Origin of the sequence: Agrobacterium cavarae (assembly GCF_004310285.1) — a bacterium.
In the GTDB taxonomy this organism is placed as follows: domain Bacteria; phylum Pseudomonadota; class Alphaproteobacteria; order Rhizobiales; family Rhizobiaceae; genus Agrobacterium; species Agrobacterium cavarae.
In genome coordinates, this window is record NZ_SISF01000027.1 from 162,056 (window position 1) to 181,421 (window position 19,366).

General features: G+C 58.8%; 14 protein-coding genes. 2 read left to right on the plus strand and 12 right to left on the minus strand.

The window, feature by feature from the left end:
• Positions 1-175: 175 nt before the first annotated feature.
• Together EYC79_RS08415 and EYC79_RS08420 are read right to left on the minus strand one after the other, a co-directional pair.
• Positions 176-2,311 carry an ATP-binding protein gene (locus tag EYC79_RS08415; protein ID WP_418122239.1) on the minus strand — a complete coding sequence of 712 codons (2,136 nt, stop codon included), beginning with the start codon at positions 2,309-2,311 and terminating at the stop codon, positions 176-178.
• Positions 2,253-3,761 (minus strand): ATPase domain-containing protein, encoded by a 1,509-nt coding sequence (locus tag EYC79_RS08420; RefSeq protein ID WP_112359891.1) that lies wholly within the window; start codon positions 3,759-3,761, stop codon positions 2,253-2,255. The genes EYC79_RS08415 and EYC79_RS08420 overlap by 59 nt, the downstream gene beginning before the upstream one ends.
• A gap of 581 nt (positions 3,762-4,342) precedes the next feature.
• On the opposite strand from EYC79_RS08420, the gene EYC79_RS08425 reads away from it, so the two are divergent.
• The gene (locus tag EYC79_RS08425) at positions 4,343-5,275 is read left to right on the plus strand and encodes a LysR family transcriptional regulator (RefSeq protein ID WP_130977670.1); all 933 of its coding nucleotides are present in this window, start codon (positions 4,343-4,345) and stop codon (positions 5,273-5,275) included.
• Between the two features lie 3 nt (positions 5,276-5,278).
• Here the strand turns inward: EYC79_RS08425 and EYC79_RS08430 are convergent, their stop codons facing one another.
• From EYC79_RS08430 to EYC79_RS08475, 10 genes are all read right to left on the minus strand, one after another.
• Positions 5,279-6,643 (minus strand): MmgE/PrpD family protein, encoded by a 1,365-nt coding sequence (locus EYC79_RS08430; protein ID WP_418122275.1) that lies wholly within the window; start codon positions 6,641-6,643, stop codon positions 5,279-5,281.
• Positions 6,644-6,733: 90 nt separating this feature from the next.
• Positions 6,734-7,744, minus strand: coding sequence for a serine hydrolase domain-containing protein (locus EYC79_RS08435; RefSeq protein ID WP_245495226.1), 1,011 nt, complete (start codon positions 7,742-7,744; stop codon positions 6,734-6,736).
• Complete coding sequence (locus tag EYC79_RS08440) at positions 7,741-8,526, minus strand: ABC transporter ATP-binding protein (RefSeq protein ID WP_113326493.1); 786 nt, start codon at positions 8,524-8,526, stop codon at positions 7,741-7,743. Before EYC79_RS08440 ends, EYC79_RS08435 begins: the two co-directional genes overlap by 4 nt.
• Positions 8,523-9,389, minus strand: a complete 867-nt coding sequence (locus tag EYC79_RS08445; RefSeq protein WP_130977672.1) for an ABC transporter ATP-binding protein — start codon at positions 9,387-9,389, stop codon at positions 8,523-8,525. Before EYC79_RS08445 ends, EYC79_RS08440 begins: the two co-directional genes overlap by 4 nt.
• A complete protein-coding gene (nikC, locus tag EYC79_RS08450) occupies positions 9,382-10,326 on the minus strand; it encodes a nickel transporter permease (RefSeq protein WP_130977673.1) in 945 nt (314 codons plus the stop codon). The genes EYC79_RS08445 and nikC overlap by 8 nt, the downstream gene beginning before the upstream one ends.
• A gap of 6 nt (positions 10,327-10,332) precedes the next feature.
• Complete coding sequence (locus EYC79_RS08455) at positions 10,333-11,361, minus strand: ABC transporter permease (protein WP_162746159.1); 1,029 nt, start codon at positions 11,359-11,361, stop codon at positions 10,333-10,335.
• Positions 11,362-11,420: 59 nt separating this feature from the next.
• Positions 11,421-13,034, minus strand: a complete 1,614-nt coding sequence (locus EYC79_RS08460) for an ABC transporter substrate-binding protein (protein WP_205654339.1) — start codon at positions 13,032-13,034, stop codon at positions 11,421-11,423.
• Between the two features lie 79 nt (positions 13,035-13,113).
• Positions 13,114-14,544: a M20 family metallopeptidase gene (locus EYC79_RS08465; protein WP_111846563.1), complete on the minus strand. Its 1,431-nt coding sequence runs from the start codon at positions 14,542-14,544 to the stop codon at positions 13,114-13,116.
• A gap of 27 nt (positions 14,545-14,571) precedes the next feature.
• Positions 14,572-16,389 carry a S9 family peptidase gene (locus EYC79_RS08470; protein WP_130977674.1) on the minus strand — a complete coding sequence of 606 codons (1,818 nt, stop codon included), beginning with the start codon at positions 16,387-16,389 and terminating at the stop codon, positions 14,572-14,574.
• Positions 16,386-17,210: an alpha/beta fold hydrolase gene (locus EYC79_RS08475; protein ID WP_335625460.1), complete on the minus strand. Its 825-nt coding sequence runs from the start codon at positions 17,208-17,210 to the stop codon at positions 16,386-16,388. Before EYC79_RS08475 ends, EYC79_RS08470 begins: the two co-directional genes overlap by 4 nt.
• 797 nt (positions 17,211-18,007) lie before the next feature.
• On the opposite strand from EYC79_RS08475, the gene EYC79_RS08480 reads away from it, so the two are divergent.
• Positions 18,008-19,327 carry an alpha/beta hydrolase family protein gene (locus EYC79_RS08480; protein ID WP_130977675.1) on the plus strand — a complete coding sequence of 440 codons (1,320 nt, stop codon included), beginning with the start codon at positions 18,008-18,010 and terminating at the stop codon, positions 19,325-19,327.
• Positions 19,328-19,366 lie beyond the last annotated feature (39 nt).

Here is a 19,366-nt window from a genome sequence, read left to right on the forward strand (position 1 = left end):
CTACACATCGAAGACATTTAAGTTGTTCAAAGCATCGATTTTCAGCATCCGCGACTTTTTAGCGCTTGTCGGGCCGGTGCTCGACAATGCGTTGTCCACGTCCGGACCTGAAGGATAAAAGTTCTCGACGAGATCGGTACTCTTTCCAGTTGCTCCACTTTTCGACAGTCCTGTTCTACGGCCCGTTCCTGATGACTGGCCCTGTCCCGATCGGATCGTTAAATAGCTTTCGAAGCTCCCGCTCCAGTTGATCTTGTGTATACGGCTTGCCGAGCCGTGCGACGTCAAGATCAACTCCAGGCGGTAGTTCTGCGTAGCCTGAGGCGATGAGTATCGGAAGCTTTGGAACAATATGGCGGACTGCAATGACCAGATCTGCTCCGGTCATGCCAGGCATCGAATAGTCGGTGATCAGGAGGTCAAAACAGCTTCCGTCCCCCAGGTACTCCAAGGCTTCTTTCCCTGAATGTGCTTCAACGACATCGTGCCCGAGGTCCATCAGCATATCGGCTGAGCTCATAGCTATGAGAGGATCGTCATCCACCAGCAGGATCCGTTTCGGTCCTGAAGCGCTCGCGGTTGGTGCTACTGACACCTCAATCGGTGCTGAGTCGTTTGTGATTTCGGATGTCGAGACTGGGATCCACAGTTCCGCCTTCGTGCCCCTACCCAACTCGCTTGTCAGCTTGAGATCACCTTTCAACTGGGACGCCAGGCCGTGGATCATGGAAAGGCCAAGACCTGTTCCTTTTCCAAGTTCCTTTGTCGAGAAAAACGGCTCTACGGCCTTTCGCAAGGTTTCACGATCCATTCCGTAACCTTGGTCAACCACAGAAAGGACGACGTAATCGCCTGCCGCAAGCTCACCGTCCGGCACGGACTGATCGACGTGGTTCAGGCCAATGGAGATTTCACCGCCATCCGGCATGGCGTCACGGGCGTTCACAACAAGATTGAGGAGCGCAAGTTCAATCTGGTTTGCGTCCGCCGAAACTAGCGGGAGATGATCCGGCACGTCAGTTCTCACGACCACTGTGGAGCCAACGGATCGTTTCAGCAGGTCTTCCATTCCGGTAACCAGCGCGCGCATATCGACCGGAGCGATGCGCAGATCCTGCCTGCGGGCGAAAGCGAGAAGGCGCTGGGTAAGGGAAGCGCCACGTTTAGCACCCTGCTGCGCACCCTCTATCAGCCGGACCGCTTTCGCATCATCGCCAACATATTTTCGCAGGAGTTCAAGATTGCCAAGCACGGCCATCAAGAGGTTGTTAAAATCATGGGCCACGCCGCCGGTAAGTTGGCCGATCGCCTCCATTTTCTGGGACTGGCGCAATTGTTGCTCAGCGCGCTCTCTTTGGCTCACCTCTTCCATGACTGTCGCATATGCTTTTTCCAGGTCACGCGTTCGCGCAGCGACGCGCTCTTCCAGAACCTCATTCAACAACCGTTGATGCTCTTCCTCTTCCAGCCGTGAGGTGATGTCGGCAGATACGCCAACCAGCTTGCTGGCCCTGCCAGTGCGGTCGCTGTAGAGTTGGGCGCGAATCTCCACCCAGTGGGTAGACCCATCAGTCCAGACCGTTCGGTATTCTATCGAGTAATCGGCGCCCGTTTCGATCGTTGTACGAACGGCCAACTGCATGCGCTCGAGATCTGCAGGGTGGATCGATGCCAAAAGGTCCGTATAGGAAAAATCATCGTCGGGACCGCGGCCAAAAATGGATCGAAATGTTGCCGAGGTGGTCAGTTCATTGGTTGCAAGATCGAGCTCCCAGGCGCCAAGGCGGCCCGCGGCGAGGGCCGTTTGAAGGCGACGCTCGCCTTCATCCAGCGCCTCCATTCGGACCCGGGCATCGAATTGACGGCGGCGACCGCGCATGGCCGACCTTGCAACGCTTATGAAGCTCGTTGCATGAAAAGGTCGCTCGACAAAACTCACATTTCCCACCACTTCAGAGAGCCTCGCCGCAGTCGGGTTCCGCTCAGGTCCGCCGCCACGGTTTGTGAGGATGATGAAGGGCAGGTCAGACCAACTGGGCTGTGCTGCGATCCAAGCGGAAATCCCCCTCAAGTCCGCTGAACGCAAAGCCTCCTCTGTCACCACAGCGAAGGCGACGTTGTCCTTCAGACCGGCCACAAACGATGCAATATCGGCGACCAGGGTGGAAGAAACACCAGCTTCGCTCAGGAGTGACGCTGCAATTTGTGCATCGCGGCCGATCGGAGCATAGACAAGTGCGCTTATGTCGCTGTTAGAAATTCTTGCTGTCCTCCCCGTTAAGAGGAAGAAGAGGGTGTTGATCGCCGACAAAGTTTGGAACGCCGCGAAGAATCCCTTGGAAGCCGGAAAGCGGTTCTCCGAGGGTCAGTCCGTTACCCGATATCTTGAACTCACGGATCGTGTCTTCGTGAGGCCCCGTGCGCTTCTTTATCACCGATACAGCGCGCCGCACTTTTCCGAGCGCCTCGAAATATCTGAGAAGGATGACGCTATCTGCAAGATAAGTGACATCGACGGGCGATTTCATATCCCCGACGAGCCCATGCTGGGCAACCGTCAGGAACGTGTTGGCTCCCTGCCTGTTGAGGTATTGTAGCAGTTCATGCATGTGCAAGATGAGAGCATTCTCTTCCGGCATTGAAGCCTGATAGCCATTTATGCTGTCGATAACGACTGTTTTGGCATCGTAGGTTGAGACACGGTCGCGCACACGCTGTGCAAATTCCCCCGGTGATAGTTCGGCGGCGTCGAGTTGCTCGATGTGGATGTGTCCTTCTGCCTGCAACTTCTCCAAGTCGATACCCATCGATCTGGTGCGCGCGTATAGGAGACCAAGTTCTTCATCGAAAATAAAGATCGCTGCCCTTTCGCCACGCTCGACTGCGGCGTTGACGAACTGGAGGGCAAACAGGCTCTTTCCCGTTCCAGCAGGGCCGATGAGAAGAGTGCTCGATCCACGCTCCACGCCTCCACCGAGCAGGCCATCGAATTCGGCAAGACCGCTCGAGAGGGTGGTACGTTCAAATTCGGTTCTGTGCTCGATCGCGCGAAGGCGCGGAAAGACCGCAACGCCACCCGTCTTGATGACGAAATCATGATAGCCGCCGCGAAACGCCTGGCCGCGATATTTAATCACTCTCAATCGGCGGCGCTCGGAGCCGTAATCCGGAAGCAACTGTTCGAGATGAATGACACCATGGACCACGCTATGGACGGTCTTGTCAAAATTTTCCGACGTCATGTCATCAAGCAACAGCACCGTCGCATCGGAGCGCGCAAAGAAGTGCTTCAATGCGAGGATCTGTCTGCGGTATCGCAGGGAACTCTGCGCCAGAAGGCGAATTTCAGAAAGGCTATCAATCACGACGCGCTGGGGTTTGATCCGCTCAAAGGCCTGGAAAATCAGCTTTGTCGTTTCCCCCAACTCGAGATCCGAGGAGTAGAGCAGGCTTTGCTGTTGTTCGGCATCGAGAAGGCTTTCCGGGGGAACGAGTTCAAATATCTCGATCCCGCTACCAATCTCCATGCCATGCGATCTCGCGCAATCGCGCAATTCTTCGTCCGTTTCCGACAGGCTGATGTAGAGGCAGCGCTCCCCGCGTTTTTCTCCTTCAATAAGAAACTGCAAAGCAATCGTGGTTTTGCCTGTCCCTGGAGAGCCCTCAAGCAAAAAAACATGCCTGCGCGTAAAGCCACCGGAAAGAACATCATCCAGTCCTCTCACGCCGGTTTCTGCTTTTAGACTTAAAACCTGACGCATATTTCCTCCCGACTTTTTAAATACGTAGAGTGCGACTCTAAGAGAATCAAGGGTATCGGTGCGAGACTAGGGCCCAGACGGCCAACCAGTGTCCGCCCCGCGCAGCTGTATCGCGCTTCTTGATGTCATCGGCGGTGATGGCAAAAGATAGGTCCGTTCCGATGGCAGAACCAAGAAGTCCTAGGCCGCCTGCTGCGATGAGCTTTCTGGGACTGATGTTCGATAAATTGTCGATCAGTTCTCCTCCATATGATCGGTTGCGGGGGTGGTCACGATGCTATAGGGCGCGGTCTTGTCGTTGGTCCTGCCGCCTTTTTTGTTCCGGAATGGCAGAGGCCTAGTGCGGCCGCCGTGTGCCACAACAGCGTGTCGGCCTGCCGAACGATAAAGCACTCAGTGCTGAAATAGATTGAAACTCAGGTTAAAACCGAGCGGTATTCGAACGCCAGCGACTACGTGCGCGGTCGGTGGCTTGATAGGTGAGTCAGGTGACTTCAGAGAATTCATCAGATGCATCTCCGGCTTGCGAGGTCGGACCCAGCATGTCATCTTCCCCTGTCAGCAGGTTGGGAGATACGTCCATGGAAATGAAATGGTTGGAGGATTTCCTGTCCCTCTGCCATTACAAGAGTTTCACGCAGGCTGCCAATGACCGCAATATCACACAGTCAGCACTTAGTCGGCGCATCCAGCAACTGGAGCAATGGGCCGGTCTTCCGCTTATCGATCGCTCCACCTATCCGGTGCACCTGACACCTGCTGGCGAGAGCTTCCTGCCGCGCGCTAGGAAAGCGGTAGACGCTATTTCGGCGCTGCGTGAGGAAACGCTGCAGCGCCACTCAGCACCTGACGAGATACTGTCCTTCGCTACCATGAGTACTCTGGTGTTGACTTTCTTTCCCCTTTGGATGGAAAGGGTGGAAGCGTCCGGTGAGCCATTCCGTACGCGCTTCTCGGAAGCCTATTCGTCTTTCGCCACCAATGTTTCCAAGCTCTTGCGCAACGAATGCGATTTCCTTCTCACCTATTCTCACGATTGTGTTCCGGCGATCCGTGAACTTGTCGACTACCCCTATCTGACGCTCGGGGCCGAACGGGTGATTGCCGTTTCCGCTGGGGATGGTGAGGGCAAACCCCTCCACAAGCTCGCGCTTGATGGGGCGCCGGTCAATTATCTCGGTTATCGCGACAGTTCCTTCTTCGCCCAGGCGCTGCCCCAGGCGATTTTCGACCGAGCGTCCTTCCAGCTCAACACCGTTTATGAGAACGGAATGTCTGCCGCACTGAAGGCCATGGCAGTTGCAGGACACGGCGTCGCGTGGATTCCCGAGAGCCTGGCGGTGGCCGAGATGAAGAATGGGCAGCTGGTTAGGGCGGCAGATCCCAGCTTCGACATGATCGTAGAAATCCGCCTTTATCGCTCCTTTCGCCTGCGCTGCAAAAGCGCCGGTCGATTCTGGAAGCGCGCCGAAGAAGTCGGCACGCTCACGGATCGCGTCGCTCTTTCTGCTTGATCTTCACGCAGCCTTCGCCGGCTGAGAGAACAGGCCTTCGAGGAAGCGAAGATCCGCCTTTTCATCGAGTCGCTTCAGGCCAGCGGAAATCGCCTCAGCTTCAGGCGCGCCGTCGAGGCAATCGGCAAATTTCGCCTGGCGATCCTCCTGCGAGAATGGATTTGCCAAGCCGCCCCGCGCAGCCTGGCGCTCAGTCTCCAGTACGCGTCCATCAGCCAGTGTGACCTTGAGCCTGTGCGGCAGCTGATAGGTTTTCGCTTCTGCCTCCTCGGCCGCGCTGTAATGGGTCATGCCAATCTTCGCGAGCAATGGATCGGCAGCGAAGACGTCGACTGCGGCCGGGGTGAAATCGGACAGAGACAGGGTTTTATTTCGCAGCGCCAGTGCGAGGCAATATTGCATGGAAAACCGGGCCTGCATCTCGTTCTTCGGTTCGGGATAGGCAAGATTGCGATAGTTGGCGATGCCGACATGGCAGTTCGCGGATACAATTGCATCTGGATCGATGTCCGTTTCGCGCGTGAGGTCCAGCGCCGCATCGACGATGAGGTGGGTAGAGCCGCAGCAGGGATGCAGCTTCGGCATGACCCCGACTGTCTCGATCGTATGTTCGCGCGTCGCCGCGATGTCCGCAACGTCATAGCCTACGGGCCGTGCGCCGCCGAACATTTCGACAAAGCCTTGCTCGCCCTCTAAGATATCAAGTCGCCCGTGCAGGCCTTCGGCCGCCAGTAGGGCGGCTTCTACCGCGTTGCGTGCGGCCATGCCCGCGTGGAAGGGTTTTACCGGCGTGCCGAATTGGCCCTTGGTGCCGGACGCCATGCTGGCACCGAGCGACAATGCGCGGGCGATGCCCGCCGAATCGAGACCGATCAGTTTCGCCACACCTGCGGCCGTGCCGATACTGCCGACGGTGGAGGTGCCGTGCCAGCCTGCCGTATAATGCGAACCCGCGACGCCGCTACCGACAAAGGCCTGCGCCTGCAGCCCCACGAGATAGGCATCGACCAATGCGCGCCCGCTCGCGCCGACGCGATCGGCAACCGCAAGCAGGGCCGGCACGATGACCGCCGATGCATGGCTCATCCCCGGGCGAAAATTGTCGTCATAGTCCAGCGCGTGAGCCGCTGTGCCATTGACCAACGCGGCGACGGACGGAGACTGCCGGCCACCGGTGACGAGCGCAGCTTCTCCGGTGGGTTGCCAGCCTAAAGCGCGAGCCACGGCAACCGTGCTCTTGTCGTTGCGGCCGGCATAAAAACAGGCGATCGTATCGGTGATCGCTTCCCGCGCTAAGCGGCGAGCGGTGTTGCTGGGGGCGGGTGGGGCGGCGCACCAGGCGGCGATGGTTTCGATGACGGTCATGATCAAAGGCCTCTTGTCTGCTTTTGGCAATGCACTTTCTGGCGGTCCCGACAGACACGGTTCGTAGAAAACTGAGTTTGATGAGATCAACCATCAGGACGTGTCATCGAGCGCGGCAAGCAGCAGGCGCAGCAGCCTTCCCATTTTGAAGCGGTTGACTTCGCGGCCGGCAATCTCTGTATCAACGCGGTGGACGACAACCATGTCCAGCGCCGGGATGCCGATGCAGTAGTGCCCGCCAGCACCCATGGCGGCGTAACTGCCCTTCGGGGTTACGGCGCCGGGCAGGAACACGCCGTCCCGTTCCAGCCACCACATGTAACCGTAGCCGCCGTGGGTGCCCGCATCGGAATAGGGCATGACGCATTCCTGCGCCCATCCCGCCGGCAAGATAGGCACACCGTTCCAAAGTCCCTGCTGCAGGAAGAGTTGCCCGAAGCGGGCAAGATCCCGGCTCGACATGCGGAACGGATAGGCGCGGTGATGGCTGATATCGAAGCTCTCGTGCCAGCCATCCGGCGTTTCGCCCTCAAGCGCAAAATCCTCCATGCCGATTGGCCCGGCGATGTGGCGCGCAAAAGCGTGATGCACCGTTTCACCGGTCACCTTTTCGAAGATCGTGCCGAGCGCATTGAAATCCCAGTTGTTGTAGCACCAGAAGGTGCCGGGCGCGTGCGAATGACGCTTCTCCTTGATGCGCCGCATCCACGGGGTTTCGTAGCCCGCCGGATGGTAGATGCCCGACCGGGCCGTCAGGAGATCATAGACGGTCGCCTGCCTTTCGATGGTGCTCAGCCCCTGGTAGTCGTCGATACTGAGACTTTCCAGCGTGGCCGAGAGGTCGATCCTCCCTTCCTCGACCTCAAAGCCGATCAAAGCCGCGAGGAAGCTCTTGCGCATGGAGTGGCAGAGAAACTTCTTTTCTGCGTCACCGATCGACAGCACCACCTTGCCGTGGCGGACGACGAGCAGCATATCGGTTGCCTGCGATGCCACGCAGGCGCGTACCGCTTTCAGCCGCTCCTCGCGAAACGCGGCATCGGTTGCAGTGGCTTTCCCTTGCCGATCGTGAACCGGATGCGAGTTAGAGGAGCCCTTGGTCACGCCACCACCTCGGCATCGCGCGCAACGGCCTCGATGCTGGCTTGCAGGAACTCCCGGGTATAATCCTCCTTCGCTTCGGATTTGCGAATCTGTCCAGCCGTCAGTTCCTCGATGATACGCCCCTTGTGCATCATGCCAGCCCGCTCGCAGATATGGGCGATGACCGCGAGGTCATGGCTGACCATCAGATAGGTCAGGTTCCGCTCGGACCTCAGGCGTTTGAGAAGATTGAGTATTTCGGCCTGGACGGAGACGTCGAGCGCTGAGGTGGGCTCGTCAAGCAGCAGAATATCCGGTTCGATGATCAGAGCCCGGGCGATCGCCACGCGCTGGCGCTGGCCGCCCGACAATTCATGCGGATAACGGTAGCGGAAGGACGCACCGAGGCCGACGGCGTCGAGCGTCTCCGCAATGCGTTCGGATTGCCGGTCGAAGCCATGGATCTTCAACGGCTCGGAGAGGACCTTTTCGACGATCTTGCGCGGATGGAGCGAGCCGAAGGGATCTTGAAACACCATCTGCGCCCGGCGGAAAAAACCTTTGTCGCGCTTCTTCGGGAGTTCGCGCTCGTTGAGCGTCAGTGCGCCGTCGTACTCAACGTTTAGGCCAGAAAGCGCCCGCAGGATGGTGGATTTTCCGCAACCTGATTCCCCGATCAAGCCATAGGCTTCCCCCTTGCCGATGCGAAACGACACGTCGTCCACCACGCGATTGCGGGCGTACTGCGGGCCGAAGCTGATGGAGAGGCCGATCGCCTCAATGAGGGGTCGGCTCGGTTTCATATCAGAACTCCGTTGCGATAGACGGGACCATCGAGCCAGGACGGATCACGTAATGGCACTTTCAGTTCATCGGTTTCGGCGTCGAGACGCGGCAGGCTCTGCAACAGCGCCTGGGTGTAGGGATGCTGCGCCTTGCGCAGGTCCCTAGCCGGCAAGTCCTCCATGATCCGGCCTGCATACATGACCAGGACACGGTCGCAGAAGCTGGCGACAAGATTGAGATCGTGGCTGATGAACATCAGGCCTGTGCCACGCCGCGTCACCAGTTCGTCGAGAATGGTCAGCACCTGGCGGCGCACCGTCACGTCGAGGGCGGAGGTTGGTTCGTCGGCAATGATCAGGTCAGGCTCGGGGATCAGCATCATGGCGATCATGATGCGCTGCCCCATGCCCCCAGAAACTTCGTGCGGAAACAGTTTGAAGACGCGCTCGGGATCACGGATCTGTACCGCTTCCAGCATGGCGAGCGCCTTCACCCGCGCCTCCGCCTTCGGCGATCTGTGATGCAGGCGGTAAGCCTCGACGATCTGCTGGCCTATGCGCATCAGCGGGTTCAACGAGTATTTCGGATCTTGAAGGATCATCGAGATGCGGTTGCCGCGGATTTTTCGCATGTCCTTTTCGCTTGCCGCGAGAAGGTCGATATCTTTGAAGCGCATGTGGCCCGCGCTGATCGTTGCCACTTTCGGCGTCAGTTTGAGGAGTGCACGGCCCGTCTGCGACTTGCCCGAACCGGATTCTCCGACGATGCCGACTTTCTCCCGGCCGATGGTGAATGACACGCCCCGTACGGCATCGAATGTGCGCTGCGGTGTCTCGAAGCGGATTGTCAGATCCTTGACGTCAATGAGCGGCTTATCCATGTCGGGGATCCAGTATGTCGCGCAGGCCGTCACCCAGCAGGTTGAAGGCGAGGCTGGTGAGCAGGATAGCGATTCCGGGGATTGCGGCGATCCACCAGCTGGTCATGACGAACTCGCGGCCGGAAGACAGCATCGTGCCCCATTCCGGGCTGGGCGGCTGAGCGCCGAGACCGAGAAAACCGAGACCGGCGGCGGTGAGAATGATCGCGGCCATGTTGAGTGTGACGCGCACCACGACGGAGGGAATACACATCGGCATGATGTGGCCGAAGATGATGCGCAGGTTCGAGGCGCCCTGCAGGCGTATGGCGGCGATGTAGTCCGACTTGCGAATAGTCAGCGTTTCGGCGCGCGAGAGCCGCGCGATCGGCGGCCAGGAGGCGAGCGAGATGGCGATGATCGCATTTTCGATGCCCGGTCCGAGCGCCGCGACGAAAGCCAGCGCCAGGATAAGGTTCGGGAAGGCAAGGAACACGTCGACGATGCGCATCAGCACAGTATCGACCCAGCCGCCGAGATAGCCCGCCGTCGTGCCGACGATGAGGCCGATGGGCGCCACGATGACCGTCGTCAGAAGCGCTATGTAAAGGGTGATCCGCGCACCGAAAAGAAGGCGGCTGTAGACGTCCCGGCCGAGTTCGTCGGTGCCCAGCCAATGCTCCGTCGACGGCGCGAGAAGACGGGCCGCGAGGTTTTGCTCGAAGATGTCGTGAGTCGCGAGGAGTGGCGCGAAAAGTGCCGCCAAAAGCAGTATAACGATAACGCACAATCCGAAAAGTGCTGAACCGTTGGCGCGTAAGCGTCGCCATTGCAGCCAGAATTGCTGCATGCGGGCATGGAAGGGCGAGGTAGGCACCGGCGCGCGCAGCCACGCGCCAAGCCCGCTTCGGGCGTTGGCGGCAGGAAGGGGCGGAGAGATGATGGCTTTTTCTCTCATGTGGCCTCAGCGGGTTCTGGGGTCGAAGACGCGATAGAGAAGATCGCAGATCAAGTTGAGGGTGACGAAAATGACGCCGACCAGGAGCGAGCAGCCCACAACCGCATTCATGTCACCAACGAGCAGGGCATTGGTGAGGTAACGGCCGAAACCGGGCCACGCGAACACCGTCTCGGTTAGCACAGCGCCTTCGAGAAGGAAGGCATAGGAGAGCGCCACCACAGTCATGACCTGCACGGCGACATTGCGGAAGGCGTGGATCCATACGGTGCGCGCCCAGGACAGGCCTTTTACGCGAGCGGTGACGATATATTCCTGTGACAGCTGCTCGATCATGAAAGAGCGTGTCATGCGGCTGATATAGGCAAGCGCGCCGAAGCCGAGGATCGAGGCGGGGAGGATGATGTGGCCAAAGACGTTGCGAAAGACTTCCCAGTTGCCGACGATGGCCGTGTCGATCAGGTAGAAGCCGGTGATCGGTTCGATATCGAATTCATAGATGAAATCGATGCGTCCCGGCCCGCCGATCCAGCCGAGCGTGGCGTAAAACAGCACCAGCCCCATCAGGCCGAGCCAGAAGTTTGGCGCCGAATAACCGATCAGCCCGGTGAAACGGATAGCGTTATCAAGCCAGGAGTTGCGATACATGGCCGAGAGTACGCCGGCTGGAATGCCAAGCCCGGTGCCGATGATGATCGACAGTGTGGCAAGCTCGATCGTCGCCGGGAAAACGCGGGCGATATCGTCGATAACAGGCTTGCCGGTCGTCAGCGCATTGCCAAAATCGAGCGACAGGATGCCCTTCACATAAACGCCAAACTGATACCAGAGCGGCTTGTCCATGCCGAGCGCCACGCGCATCTGCTCATAAGCCTGTTGCGTGGCGTTATCGCCGAGAATGGAGGCGACGGGATCGATCGGCAGCATTCTGCCGATGAAGAAGGTCAGTGCCGCAAGCCCGAACAGGGTGACGAAGATCGGCAGCAGCGTCTTGCTGAGAATGGTCAGCAAGACGAAAACCGGATTGGGCTTCATCCTGTTCCCCGCATCGCTGCTGGGATCCGAGTGGGTGAGGTCCGCCATGATCGGGCCGCCTACTTGGATGCCAGGTCGTAATAGACACGGAAACCGTTCCAGGTCCAATTCTGAACCTTATCGCTCATGCCGAGAATGTTGTACATCTGGAACATGATGGCCATCGGGCCGGTCTCCATGACGTCCTTCTGCAGAGAGGCATACATTTCGTTGCGCTTGGCGGGATCGCTTTCCAGAAGCGCCGCCTGAACGCGCTTGTTGTAATCCTCATTCTGGAATGCTGCGCGCCAGGATGGATACTGTGTCAGCTTGGCTTCCGGGCGGTTGTCCGGATTGAAGACAAGGCGCGATGCATTGCCATGTGCATCCGGAACGCCCGTCTGCCATGCCTGCATGCCAGTCTGGAACTCACGACCACGAATGCGGGCGAACAACTGGGCATTGGCCATGCGCTCGATATTCAGTTTCACGCCGATCTTGGCGGCATTGGCCTGAACACTCTGGGCGATCGGTGCCGAATGCGGCAGGGTGCCGATCAGAACGCTGGCTTCGAAACCATTCGGATAACCGCCCTCGGCCAATAGTGCCTTGGCTTTTTCGATATCGAGCTTGAAGGGCTGGCCTTCCTGCGCATCGAGAGCGCCGACGGCACCGAGCTGTGCGAAGCTTGCACGTGGCACGCCGAGATAGGTCATGACCGATTTGCCCAGACCGTCGTAATCAATGAGGTAGCGCATGGCGAGGCGCACCTTTTCGTTCTTGAAGATCGGGTCGTTAGCGTTAAAGGTCCAGAAGAATAGCTGCGGTTTGAGCACGCGTTCGACCTTGAGGCCCGGCTTGCCGTCGAGATCGGCCAGATCGTCCGGCGACAAGTCGCGGGCGATATCGACGTCGCCCTGTTGCAGCAGAAGGCGCTGCGTGCCCGGCTCGGCGACGTGGCGGATCAGCACGCGTTTCAGCTTCGGCGCTTCACCATAATAATCGTCGTTGGCCTGCAGAACGATGGACTCGCCGGCATTCCACTGTACGAGCTTGTAGGGGCCGACGCAGGCTGTGTTGGTCGCCAGGTATTTGTTGCCCATATCTCCGTTGACTTCCTTCGAGGTCAACGTCTTCTGGTCGAGGATGGCCGACACCCGGTTGGCGCCAATCGCCTGCAGGATCAGATTTGTCGGATAGGGCTTGTCCAGCTTCATCACCAGTGTGTTGTCGTCCGGCGCGGTGATGAGATCTGCGACGTTTTCCTTGTTAAAACCGTATTCGGTCATCGCCGCGGCATTGCCGAAGCCGAGCTTGATGACGCGCTGCATCGACCAGGCCAATTCCTTGGCGGAGGCGGCTTCACCAGTCGGGAATTTCATCCCCTCGTTCAAATGGAATGTGATCTGCTTGCGATCCTCGGAAACATCCCAGCTTTTGGCCAGCAGCGGCACGACCTTGGATTCGTCATTCGGATCGAAATCCACCAGTGAATCGCAGGTGTTCTGCAAGAGTTCGTTGGTAACGACTTCGCCGACCTGGGCCGGATCGAAAGTGCTGATAGCATCGATGTTCCACGCCATGACCAGCGCCGATGACGGCGTGGCCGCCTGCGCCGGCAAGGCGATGGAGGAAAGAAGGGCGGTCGCGGCAGCGATTGCCTTCTTATGCTCGGAAAAATGTTTCGTCATCATGCTTTCAGTTCCCCTTGTTTTTAGATCTTGAACGCTGATTTTGGGCCGGGGGCCTTTTGGCGCCCCCGGTTATTTCGTCTCACGCGGCCTCCTTCGGGCGCGGTTGCAGCGGTGGCTGCACATCGGCCGGGATCGGGCAAACGTAGGCGGTCTTGCCTAAGCGCGCCTGATGGTCGGCCTTGGCGGCGGCCAGGAGATCGGCGTCTTCCAGAAGGTCGATCGCCGTGCCGGCCATCATCTTTGCGGCATGGGTCATGCCCTTGTGGGCGGCGGGCGTCTTGCCCTGCGCCGTGACCTGCCAGGAATGTCCCGGCGTACCGATCGCGATCGTTGCGGCATGCGCCTGCACGGTTGGCATGAGCCAGCTGACGTCACCGACATCGGTGGAGCCGATCATCGGTTCGCCATGAACGTCGAGTGGAACGATGAAATCACAAAGTGGCGTATCTTCGCGGCGCGGCAGGCCGGTGCGCAGATAGGCGTTGTCGATGTCCTCGTCGCTCAGCGTCGCCTGGATCTTTGCGGCAAACGCCTTGTCCTCGGCATCGAAGGGGACCGGGCCGAGACGCTCCAGATTGCGCTGCATCGCCTCTTCCAGCGGTCTGTTGGCAAGCAGATTGGAGACGGCGCTCATGATCGAGATTTCGACAGTGGTGCCGGTCATCATGGCGGCACCGAGCGCCACCTGCTTGACGCGCTCGTTGAGGTCCAGCATGCCCTTCAGGTCACGCGAGCGGATAGCATAACGCACGGCCGACTTTGCCTGCACGACATTGGGCGCGATGCCGCCGGAATCCAGCATGGCATAGTGGATGCGGCTGGAGTCCGGCACGTGCTCGCGCAGATAGTTGACGCCGACATTCATCAGTTCGACGGCATCGAGCGCGGAGCGGCCGAGATGTGGGGCGGCGGCAGCATGCGAGGCGCGACCGGTGAACTTGAAATCCATGCGAGTATTGGCGAGCGACTGCGCACGGGCGACTTCCGTGAAAGCGCTCGGATGCCAGGTGATCGCCGCATCGACGCCGTCAAAGGCGCCTTCGCGGGCCATGAAGGATTTTGCCGCGCCGCCCTCTTCGGCTGGGCAGCCGTAATAGCGCACGCGGCCCGGCTTGCCGGTTTTTTCCAGCCAGTCCTTGATCGCGGTCGCAGCAAGCATCGCGGCGGAACCGAGCAGGTTGTGACCGCAGCCATGGCCATGGCCGTTGCCGGGCATCGGCTTCGGCTCGGCAATCCCCGCTTCCTGACTCAGCCCCGGCAGCGCGTCATATTCGCCGAGGATAGCGATGATCGGCCCGCCTTCGCCGGCTTCACCCATGACGGCCGTCGGAATGCCCGCTACGTTATCGGTGACGCGAAACCCCTGCTGGCGCAGCATCGCCGCATGTTCGGCTACCGAGGCATACTCGGTGTAGGCGATTTCCGGCATGCCCCAGACGCGGTCGCTCAGGGCTTCGAACTCCGTCCTGTGCTCATCGACGAGATCCCAGATCGGCTCACTGTTCTGCATGTCAACACTCTCCAATACGACTTGCTGTCAAAGATGTTTTTCGAGGAAGCGGGCAAAGGTAAGGAACACCTTCAAGCGGTTTTCGAACCGGGCGAACCCATGCCCCTCATGGTCGATCCGCAGATACTCACAGTCGTGGCCGAGGCCATTCAGGCAGGAATAGACGTCCTCGCTCTGGCCCATCGGTACGCGCGGATCGCGATTGGCGTGGACGATGAGAAGAGGTGCCTTCATGCGGGAAATCCGGTTGATCGGCGAAAACCGCTCCAATGCCTCGCGCATCGCTGTCGGATCGCCATACTCGGCAGCGCGCTGCTGACGCCCCCACGGGCCGGTGGCAATAAGATGGGTGAGGAAATTGCCGACACCGTAGAAATCGACGCCGAGTGACCAGAGTTCGGGATCCTCCGTCAGCGCGGACAGAACCATGAAGCCTCCATAAGAGCGACCGAACACGCCGATACGGTTGGCGTTCACGTCATCGCGGGCGCCCACCGCCAGCCGGATCGCCTTCAGGTCGGCGACCGAATTCATCCGCTTCTCGCGATCGTCGAGTTCATGGAATGTCCGGCCATAGCCGGTGCTGCCGCGTACATTGGGCGCCACGACCATAACTCCCTGGCTCACCAGGAACTGCACGTCGGCGCGAAAATCCGGCCGCCACTGCATTTCGGGGCCGCCGTGTACGATGAACAGTACGGGGTAGCCATCGGTCGGCGGCGGTGTTTTCGGTGTGTAGACGCAGGCCGGTATGCCGAGGCCGTCGAAGCTCGCGAAACGCTCGATGACCGGATCGACAAAGCCCGACATATCGAGCCCTCTCGCATCCACGCCCACCAGTTCCTCGAAATGACCGGCTCCAAGATCGAGCCTCCAGATTGTCGGCGGTCTCGATGCGCTTTCCAGCGGAAAGATCAGAGAGCTGCCATCAGGTGTGAAAGCGATCGAGCCGATCACGCCGGATGGTTGCTCCTCGAAAGAGATGAGGCCGCTGCCATCGCGATCGACGATGCCGATGCGGCTCCAGCCATCTTCGTTTGCGAGAAACGCGATGCGGGTCTGATCGGCAGATAGCGCGAGCGCCTCGATATTGTGGTTGGAAAGCTCCACCACCGGCTTGGCGCTGCCGCCCTCAGCCGCAAACCGGTGGATTGCCATGAAGTCGCTGTCCTGGTCGCAGACGGTCACACCGCCGCTGCCATCCTTGAAAAGTCGGGCGGCAAGATAACGCGCCTTGCCCTGATGCGGCATCAGAGGGGTGAGGGCACTTTTGTCGATATCGAGACGGTAGATGTCCTGGTCGTTGCCTGAGCGGACAGATTCCCGCACGAGAAGCGATTGACCGTCCGGGAAAAAGGCCATCACTTCGCGCATGCCACGACCGCTGAACACGGTTGAGACCTCGCCGGTGGCTATGTCCATGATTTGCACATCCATGTCATGGGGCGATCGGGCGTTCGAAGCGTAAGCTATGCGCTTGCCATCCGGCGACCATGCACCCCACAGATGCACGACGGTCGGTGCTTTTGTCAGTGGCAGGGGCGCGGAGTCGAGATCGGGTAGCAACCACAGTTGATGGCGTTCGTCGCCGCCGCAATCCACGGTGAAGAGAATTCCGGCTCCTTTAGGGTTGAAAGCGAAAGCGCCGACCGGCTCCGGCATGTGCGTCAGCTGTCGCGCTGTCCCGACATTCTCCGTCAGGGGCCTGACAAAAAGCTGGTTGAAGCCGGTCTCGTCGGAGAGGTAAGCAAGCCATGCACCGTCGGGCGAAATCGCAGGCGTCTTGACGGCGCGAACTTCCAAAAATGGATTTATGGCTGCGGCTGTAAACATCTTCGCTGTCATGCGCCATGCTCCATCAAAGCCCGCTCGGTGGGATGCAGCTGATCGCGAAGCCTTTCACCCGCAGCGACCAGTTCCTCAAACATCGCGCCCTTGGTGGATTGGTGATTGGCTTCCGTAACGATCGTGAAGCCTGCTTCGGGCCATGCCCGGTGCAGCCGCCATGCCGACAGCATCGGCGTGACTGTATCATAGCGACCGTTGACGATCTGGCAGGGCAGGTGGCGTATCCGATCGATTCCGGCGAGCAGCTGGCCAGGCGCCAGAAATGCGCCGTTCATGCAATAGTGCGTAAACAGCCGTGCCACCGAAAGCGCTGACTTGGGATCCAGCAACGTTGCCACGTGGGCGGGGTCGGGAAGAAATGTCTGGGTCTTGGCGGAGAATTCCCGCAAACTCAGTGCCGCAGCCACTTCCGTCTGCGCGTTACCGCATGTCAGTCTGCGATAATAGGCGGACAGAAGATCATGGCGCTCCGCCTCGGGAATGAAGGCTGCGAACTCTTCCCAGTGGTCCGGAAAGATTGCGCGCATGCCGTTGAACCACCAGTCGATGTCGTCCGGCCCCGCCAGGAAGATGCCGTGAAGGCGAAAGCCGAAGCAGCGCTCGGGATGCGCCTGCCCATAGGCGAGTGCCAGACAACTGCCCCAGGACCCGCCGGCAACCAGCCAGCGATCGATGTCGAAATGATTGCGGATGGATTCGATGTCGGTGATCAGTGCCGAGGTCGTGTTGCCCTCAACGCTCGCATGTGGCGTGGACTTGCCCGCACCACGCTGGTCGAACGTGATGACGCGAAATTCCGACAGATCAAAACTTTCGATCTGTCGGCGGGAATGCCGGCTCCGGGGCCGCCATGAAGCAGGATGACCGGGATCCCTGTGTGGGCTCCGTAATCCTCGACATTCAGAACATGGCCGCCCCCCACGTCAAATTCGAAAATACTCTTTTTGCTGTCACTGTCTGTCATCATAGAAGACCAATCACGAAAAGCAGAAACGTGCGCATTTCTGCTTAATTTGTAGTCAGAGTTATATTTTGGGCATCATGGGCGCGAAGCTGCGCGAACGTCCAATGCAAAATTGAGATCGCCCATTCCGTTTTGGAATAGTTGGGGATCGCAGGTCGAGAGCGCGAACGAACGCAGTGTAGGTCGTACCACCTAATCGAGGTTCGATATCTCACTGGCTAGGAAGGTTCGCCTCGGGCTGTTGATCTGCGAATCACACTCATCGGTTTTGCTTGAATGAAGCGATCGGCATTTTCAATCGTTTTGGCGGACTATCTCGGGGTCGATGGTAGGAATCCATCAGAGGTAGGAAGCATCTCCAGTGAGGCCTCTGCTTGCTGCTCGGATTGTGCCTCTTTCATTTAAGGAGTTGGCCTTAGATTGACCTCGTATCGCGCGGATATCAAATATCTGATCCGCCATCGCGATGGCTTGGGGCACTACTGCCACTCCGTGATGGGTGAGAGCTCACCCATTCCTTGACACGTTTGGGCATGATCCCACCCAATCAAAACTAGATTTCGCTGAAGGCAGCGAATGATTTCTTTTCTGCGTTGTCTCCTATTCCCGCTTATGTAGCATCGCAGTGGGGAGGGGAGAGGAGGAATTTTCATGCATTTCAGCAGACAGCTTTTACCGGCTATGGCATTTATTACGATCGTTGCCGGGTCAGCCTCAGCGCAACAGGGTGACGGCGGCGAGCCGAAGAAGACAGACTGCCCTACAGCCTTGCCAGCCGGCGCAGAATGTTTCGCTGGCCAGGACACACAAGGCGCCTATTACTGGATTGCAAAACCAAAGAATTGGAACGGTACTCTGGTCGTGCATGCCCACGGTGGTCCGCGCACTGCGAAGCCACAAGCGGATGACCCGGTAGAAGATCTTACGCGCTTCGCCGTGACGGTTCAGGAAGGCTACGCTTGGGCGGGATCTAACTATCGTCGGCAGGGTTACGGCGTGCGCATGGCGGCGGAGGATACCGACAGCGTAAGGCGCATCGCCATTCAACAGCTTGGCAAGCCGAAACATGTCCTCCTCCACGGCCAGTCATGGGGCGGCAATGTTGCTGCGAAGACCGCGGAGCTTTATGCGCTCGACTGGCAGGGCCGCAAAAACTACGACGGAGTCGTTCTGACCAGCGGACTTCTAGCCGGAGGGAGCCGTGGATACGATTTCCGCGCCGATCTACGTGCGGTCTACCAGTATTATTGCAAAAACCACCCGCGCGCAGACGAAGTGCAATATCGCGTTTGGCAAGGCCTGCCGAAGGGGGTGACGATGAAGCGTGACGAACTTGAAAATCGCGTTAATGAATGCACAGGCTTGGCGCTTGCGCCGAATGAGCGTACCGCACAACAGTCTAGAAACCTGAAAAACATCCTTGCGGTCACCAAGGTGCCGGAGAAAACTCTTGTGGCTCATCTTTCTTGGGCGACTGGACTTTTCTCTGATATCGTTTGGCGTCGAATGGATGGAAGAAATCCTTTCGACAACTCGAAGGTGAAGTACGCGGGGTCCGACGACGATACCGCATTGAACAGCGGTGTAGAACGTTTCGAAGCCGATCCAGAAGCGCGTCGCGCCATGGCCTACGACGCCGATCTCACCGGCCAGATCGTTTTGCCAACAATCACGCTCCACGCGGTTAACGATCCGACGGTGTTCGTCGATCATGAGGCAATATATCGCCAGACGGTAGCGACGGCAGGCAACAGCGACCTTCTGGTCCTGAATTTCTCTGACGAGGCTGAGCACTCTAAACTGTCTACTCCGCAGTACGCAGCGCTGTTTAACGCGATGTTGACTTGGATCGAACAAGGTAAAAAACCGACTAAGCAGTCAGTGGCTGCGCTGTGCGAAGAAAAGCGCAAAACCTATAATGAGGAATGTAGGCTGTTACCGGACTATGAGCCGAGACTTCCCGCGGAGTGAATTTTACCTGTCTGTGTGGACCGCGGACGGTCGCCTGTC